The following is a 5,718-nucleotide window of genomic DNA, read 5'->3' on the forward strand; positions in this document are numbered from 1 at the left end:
AGCTCTCCTTAAGAACTTTGTATAAAAGTCTATGGGCTTTTCCAAGGCTTATTGCTTTATTCTCTATTATAACTTTTATAGAATAGTTGAGGGCTTCCCTATACCTTTTCATTAAATCTATCAATTTTTTATGTGAATTGGGCTCAGGGCTAACCTTTACATTAACTGTTAAGGTTAGTAAACCCTCATTGCCCATAGACATAGTTACTCAACCTTGTATTTATCTATATTGACTTTTCTCATACAATTTGGGCATGTTGCATAATATATCTTTTTGCCCTTGTAGTCCCATACATACCCACACCTAGGGCATTTAAGTTTTATCACTACCTATTTCTACTAACTAATAAGGAAATAGCCCTTATAAGCTTTTCTCATCCCTGCCTTAAAAGGCGAGGCTTTCAGTTGTAAAGTTAAAAACAAGGATAAAGTTTATAAATTTAAACTCAGCATCAATCTATAAAGAGAATTGGGTGATAAAATGGTTAGAGACAGACGCGTTAAAGCAAAGGAATTAAAAGGCAAAAAAGATGTAAATGGCAAATCATACGAGTATGATTATTATACTCTTCCATTAAATATATACGTTAAAAAACATGTCATAGAAAAATTTGGAAAAGATTTCATAGTTGAAGTAGATGATAATTCAGGTGTTATATGCATAAAACCTAAAGCCTTAGAGGATTTTATAGGAATTACTAAATGCCCATCTCCATGGGCATAAGAAAATTTTATAATTAATTTAATTCAAGTTCTTCAATAAAGCATAAAATATTATTTTTTAAATGCTATGATTTGAGGCCAAAAAAATGAGTTATAATAAGGTATCAATAATAATACCTACATATAATGAAGCAGAAAACATTAAAGATCTTATAAATGCTATAGAAAAAGTATTAAAGGAAAATAAAATCAATAGCTATGAAATAGTTGTTGTCGATGATAACAGCCCAGATAAGACTTATGAAATCGTAGAAAAAATAAGCAAAACAAATAATCACGTCAAACTAATAAAAAGAGAAAGAAAAGGAGGATTATCTTCAGCTGTGCATGAGGGAATAAATAATACCGATGGAGATATCATTGTTGTCATGGATGCAGATTTCCAACACCCACCGGAGTTATTGCCAAAACTTATTGAAAGTCTAAAAGATCACGATATTTCTATTGCATCGAGATATGTAAAAGGTGGTAAAATAGAAGGTTTCAGTTTGCCCAGAAAAATTATTAGTAAAGGAGCAACCTTAATAGCGAAAATATTGGTTCCAGAAGTTAATAAAACATCTGATCCTATGTCTGGATTCTTCGCTTTTAAAAGGAACTCAATTAACCTAAAGAATATAAATACTATCGGATATAAAATTTTATTTGAGATACTCTATAGAAATCCTAAAGCTAAAAGCATAGATGTTCCATATACATTTAAGAATAGAACTAAAGGCAAAAGTAAGCTTGGAACTAGAGAGATTATAGAATTCTTATTTCATGCAATAAAAAATTCAAGAGTAATAAAGTTTGCTATAGTAGGAGCACTGGGCACATTAGTTAATTTGGGAATAATGTATATACTCATTAAAAAAGGACTATTTTATGACTACGCCAGCGCTATTGCCATAGAGACGAGCATATTATTCAATTTTATTCTTAATGATTTGTGGACTTTTAGTGATAAAAAGGGTAGAAGGATTATATCTAGAATTCTTAGATATAACTTGATGGTAGGCCCAAGTGGTGTAACTATATTTTTCGTTATGGAAGTTGTTACAAAATTACTAAAATTTTACCCATTAATAGGACAATTTATAGGAATTATATTTGGCTTCATAGTAAACTTCTTGCTGTCTTATACTAAAGTTTGGAATATATAAAAATTTATAGCAGTTTAAATAACAAATAATTTTTAAAAATTTAAAATAATTAATTGCTTTCCAAAAAGTTATAATTATATAAATTCTATTATTCTTAACTAGTGCCTACTCTAAAAAGTTCTCCAAGGTCTAGAGGGTTACATACCTTTATGAGTGCTACTTGTTTATTACCCTTGTAAAAGTAAGAATTGCTTTTACTTTTTGTACTTTAAGAGGTGATCAAATTAAGATATCTAATATCAAATAATTTTTGATAAAGCGAACGACAAGCCCCTTCTAGGGGCGGGGTATTTTTTTAAGATTAAAAATTTATTAAAAATTAAGACAGCTGCTAAAGGGGTATGCGTCACTGAAACATGAGGTACGCCTATACCCCAACTAACAAGTGTAATAAAATAAACTCCAGGCAGATCAACCTTTAAAGCATGAGGAGCGGGAGCCGATTTCTCCCACAATATAGGTTTGGGGGATAATAGAGTAGCACCCATAAAAGGGGTGTAACCCTCTAGACCTCAGGAAACTCGCCCTTCAGGGCGGGGAGGAGGTCAGAGGTATTAAATTAAATCTTTGCTCTGCTTGAATGGCTAGGTTTGCTACTTCTTTTTTATTAAAGATAAAACATAATCAATATATATGCAATGTAAATTCCAAAATTGATTAACGTGACAGGAATTCCTATTTTCATAAAGTTTTTATATGTTATTGTTACTCCATACTTACTTTCCAACATATCTAAAATTATTATATTTGATGCAGCTCCAAATATAGTTAAATTACCTGCTATCGTTGTTGCCATGGCTAAAGTAATCCAGCTAATATTGTTTGTTTGGGTATACCCTAAATTATGCATGTAAATTATAAACAGATTTGTAAATGGTACATTACTTATTAGTTGACTAATTATTAATGACGAAGCGGATATTCTTATTATATTATCAGCTCCCTTCATTATATGGGGCAATAAAATATGTAACAATCCATACAATATGCCCGAGTTCCATATGCCTTGAGTTGCAATAAACATGGTTATAAAAAATACTATAGTCCCCCAGTTTACTTTGGAAAGAATTTGCCTGGGTTCTGATATAAATATATAAATAAATGCTGAAATTGTAAACGGTATTATGCCTATTGATGTTACGTGAGGAAGCTTATATAATTCAAGAAAATCATTTATTAAAAGAAACACTATAACTAAAATAACAGCTCCTAATGATATATATGCATCTTTCTTATTTTTTATAAATTCTTGAGGAACACCAATGAAAAATGATCTTTTTAAATTTTTTATTTTATAATATTTTATTATGAAGTATGTAGTTATAACAAGGTTAATTATTGTTGGTATAGCAAGGTATTTCAAAAACATTATTAAAGGCGCACTTATATTTGTTTGAGTAGCTATTAGCATGTTTTGCGGATTGCCTAAAGGAGTCATTGTAGAACCTATAGTAATTGAAAATGCTAACAAAATTGCTACAGGTTCGAAAGACAAATCCAATGACTTTGCTATAATAACTGATAAAGAAGTTCCAACAACTGCTACAGCGTCGTTTACCATTATGCTTGCTAATATTCCGAAAAATAAAGACAACAAATAAAGTATTGAAAGCCTACTTCTAGTACGCATGACCAGCATTGCAGCCATATAATCTAATAGACCTGAGTTTTCTGCAATACTTACAATGCTAAACATTCCAATTAAAAACAATATCACATTCCAATCTATAACATCGCTGATGCTGTTTATTGGGATAAGCCCTGATAATATAGATAAAGAAGCAGCAAAAGACATGATAGACCAAGATGGAATCTTTGGATATTTTGCCCTAAATATGAACCCTCCTATTATTATTAAAAGCAATAACAATCCGATGTATTCGCTGATATTTTCCATATTATTTTCCCTTAATTTTTATTGCATATTGCAATAAAAAGTTTTTGAATATTAAAGAAAATTTACTTAACTATTATTATAATCAAATAAAGTTAAATAATTTTATTATACACCAATAAAGGTTATTTTGGGCTAAACATGTTATTCTAATTAATAACACATTATTCAAAACTAAGTAAATCCCCTTCAATTATATTGCAATTACTTCCAATTATTGAAGATATACTAGGAGTAGTTTTATTGCCATTTACTATTTCTTTAATATATAAAGGGTCGTCAATAGATATCAAACACTCCATAATATTATTAAAAACTTTATAGCAGGCTATTTCTCTCATAAGTCCATTAATTTTTTTCCTATTTATTATTTGCTCTATCATAAGATTTCTTTTGTTGACAAGATTTATTAATTCATCATTTATATCGTTTTCGCATAAGATTAATACCCTGTAAATTCTATTTTGTTTTTTATTTGTTAGCAAATTACTAAGCTGACCTCTTTTTAACTCTAAATTTTCTATGCTTATCAATGAATTATGACCTTCTATCAATTTGTTATCCAACTCTATTAATTTGCCTTTCTTTATTTCAGCTATAATAGAAGCTCCCTTGCCTAACGTTCTAAAATCGGGTTCGTCTCTATTTATTAAGTGTAATATTATTTCATTAGAATCAAAAATTTTTGCTAAGTCATTTAATATACTATTATAATTTGTAGGACCTATTATACTTATCCCTCTTATAGTTTTTTTATATTTACCAAACAAAATCAGAGAAGTTTTTTGATCCCTTATATTGAGATCTGGAAATGATATCTCATAAACTACTTCTGGCGAATCAAAGTCAACTTTGCTATTAGGCTTAATTTGCTGAACTTTTTTCCCGATCTCTCTTTTTAATTCATTTTTTATGGATTCTCCATAAGATAATTTATATTGTGACTTTATGGACTCTTCTTTTATAATGGTATCATCGTTAATCCTTATTCCAATTAAAAATTTTTTTACATTATATTTATCTATTCTATAAGATACCTGCAATGAAGCTTTATCTATGAAGTCTTCAATAATACTATTACATAAATAACATCTTTTGTAGTTAGGCTCTTCATTATACAGGTTCTTATATAGCTGATACGATATCGGGCCTATGTTAATCATAACATCTTTTATATAATCTTTATTAATAACTCCTCTTCTTAGCATTTCATGCAAATACATTATTACTAGAAACTTTATTGCTTTCCCTCTTTCAGAGTTTGACCATCCAAGCCCTAGCCTAGCAAACATCCTCCCCAAACATCTATCGCAAAGTGGATAGGCCTTAATTAAATCAATGGATTTATTAATTATATTATCATTTTTCCTTTCGCTATTATACATAGCTTATTTCACACCCTAAAAGAAAGCTCATTTTTAAGACAAAACAAAGTTTCATAAGCACCCCATATTCTTTGGATTAATTTAAAAACTTCACCTTCTAACTTAAATCCTAAATTTAATATTTTAATTTTTTGGAAAATCTGTTTTAACATTTTTTACTACCTCATATTTTTACAATTAATGAAATCCCTCCCCCTTTTAAATACTAGATAATAATTATTTAAATACTTCTTTTCTTCGATTTCATTTTATAGTTTCGAGAGTTATTGATATTTGCCTAAAAGATTTGAGAAATAAATTATTATGATAGTCGAGAAACTTAATGCTATAGTTCTGATCTCCTCTCTGCCCTGAAGGGTGAGGGTTCCCCTCATCTGTTCGGGATTACATCTGTCATCTGAGGGACAATCGGGATGGTCAGAGATCCCCCCATCTTTTTGTATGCTTTCTTCTCAATGTTTATTACTGCTATAGTATCTCTATCAGCTTCAAAGCCACACTTAGTACATTTAAATCTCCTATAACCAACCTCTATAAGCTTTGAGCCACATATTGGGCATATTGATGATGT

At 29.6% G+C, this 5,718-nt stretch carries 6 protein-coding genes and 1 pseudogene; 2 read left to right on the forward strand and 5 right to left on the reverse strand.

Features of this window, described 5'->3' with window-relative positions:
- Both RXO53_RS07530 and RXO53_RS07535 read right to left on the reverse strand, forming a co-directional pair.
- Positions 1-202, reverse strand: a pseudogene (locus RXO53_RS07530) (RNA-guided endonuclease TnpB family protein); the annotation flags it as partial.
- 2 nt (positions 203-204) lie between these two features.
- Positions 205-327, reverse strand: a complete 123-nt coding sequence (locus RXO53_RS07535; protein WP_410713613.1) for a hypothetical protein — start codon at positions 325-327, stop codon at positions 205-207.
- Between the two features lie 154 nt (positions 328-481).
- Here RXO53_RS07535 and RXO53_RS07540 point away from each other — a divergent pair, with 154 nt between their 5' ends.
- The gene (locus RXO53_RS07540) at positions 482-724 is read left to right on the forward strand and encodes a hypothetical protein (RefSeq protein WP_410713614.1); all 243 of its coding nucleotides are present in this window, start codon (positions 482-484) and stop codon (positions 722-724) included.
- An 85-nt stretch (positions 725-809) separates the two neighbouring features.
- Entirely contained in the window at positions 810-1,868 is a 1,059-nt protein-coding gene (locus RXO53_RS07545) for a glycosyltransferase (protein ID WP_410713615.1), read from the forward strand.
- Positions 1,869-2,475: 607 nt separating this feature from the next.
- On the opposite strand, the gene RXO53_RS07550 is transcribed toward RXO53_RS07545, so the two are convergent.
- The 3 genes from RXO53_RS07550 to RXO53_RS07560 all read right to left on the reverse strand — a co-directional run.
- Positions 2,476-3,765: an SLC13 family permease gene (locus RXO53_RS07550; protein WP_410713616.1), complete on the reverse strand. Its 1,290-nt coding sequence runs from the start codon at positions 3,763-3,765 to the stop codon at positions 2,476-2,478.
- Positions 3,766-3,926: 161 nt separating this feature from the next.
- Positions 3,927-5,147, reverse strand: coding sequence for a hypothetical protein (locus tag RXO53_RS07555; RefSeq protein WP_410713617.1), 1,221 nt, complete (start codon positions 5,145-5,147; stop codon positions 3,927-3,929).
- Positions 5,148-5,517: 370 nt separating this feature from the next.
- On the reverse strand, positions 5,518-5,718 hold a 201-nt coding region (locus RXO53_RS07560; RefSeq protein ID WP_410713618.1), incomplete at its 5' end, for a zinc ribbon domain-containing protein.

This window comes from Caldisphaera sp. (assembly GCF_046536515.1).
GTDB lineage: Archaea > Thermoproteota > Thermoprotei_A > Sulfolobales > Acidilobaceae > Caldisphaera.

What these genes read in the sequence shown, in the direction of transcription:
- RXO53_RS07540 (WP_410713614.1), top strand. Translation starts at nt 482, where the DNA reads ATGGTTAGAGACAGACGCGTTAAAGCAAAGGAATTAAAAGGCAAAAAA.
- RXO53_RS07555 (WP_410713617.1), bottom strand. Translation starts at nt 5,147, where the DNA reads ATGTATAATAGCGAAAGGAAAAATGATAATATAATTAATAAATCCATT.
- RXO53_RS07550 (WP_410713616.1), bottom strand. Translation starts at nt 3,765, where the DNA reads ATGGAAAATATCAGCGAATACATCGGATTGTTATTGCTTTTAATAATA.
- RXO53_RS07545 (WP_410713615.1), top strand. Translation starts at nt 810, where the DNA reads ATGAGTTATAATAAGGTATCAATAATAATACCTACATATAATGAAGCA.